1 protein-coding gene is annotated in these 581 nt (G+C 62.3%); it reads right to left on the bottom strand.

The annotated features are described in order from the left end of the window. On the bottom strand, window positions 1–581 hold a 581-nt coding region (locus tag NKH52_RS35455), incomplete at both ends, for an ATP-binding cassette domain-containing protein (protein ID WP_352736907.1).

Raw genomic sequence — 581 nt, 5'->3', positions numbered from 1 at the left:
CCCGCGCTGGCCATGCGCCGTCCCTTGATTGCCTTTTCCAGCCAGCCGATTTCCATCTCCGGAACCGAGGAGAGCAGCAGGTCGGTGTAGGCGTCGAAGGGCGGGCTCAGCACCTTGCTCTTGGGGCCGTAGCGTACCACCTCGCCGCGATACATAACCGCGATCGAATCGGCGATAGACTTCACAGTGGCGAGGTCATGCGTGATGAACAGATAGGCGACGTTCTCTTCCTTCTGCAGCTCGAGCAGCAGCTCGAGAATGCCGTGTGCCACCAGCGGATCGAGTGCCGAGGTGACCTCGTCGCAGATAATCAACTTGGGCTTGGCGGCAAGTGACCGGGCGATGCAGACGCGTTGCTTCTGGCCGCCGGAAAGCTCGGCCGGGTAGCGATCGGAAAAGCCCTTGCCCATCTCGATCTTGTCGAGCAGTTCGGTAACGCGCCTGTCGCGCTCGCGGCCGCGCATGCCGAAATAGAACTCCAGCGGCCGGCCGATGATGGTGGCGACGGTCTGGCGCGGGTTCATCGCCACATCGGCCATCTGGTAGATCATCTGCAACTGGCGCAAATCCTCCTTCGGCCG

Origin of the sequence: Mesorhizobium sp. M1066, from assembly GCF_040318635.1 — a bacterium.
Classification (GTDB): Bacteria; Pseudomonadota; Alphaproteobacteria; order Rhizobiales; family Rhizobiaceae; genus Mesorhizobium.
This window is presented reverse-complemented; position numbering and strand designations above follow the sequence as displayed.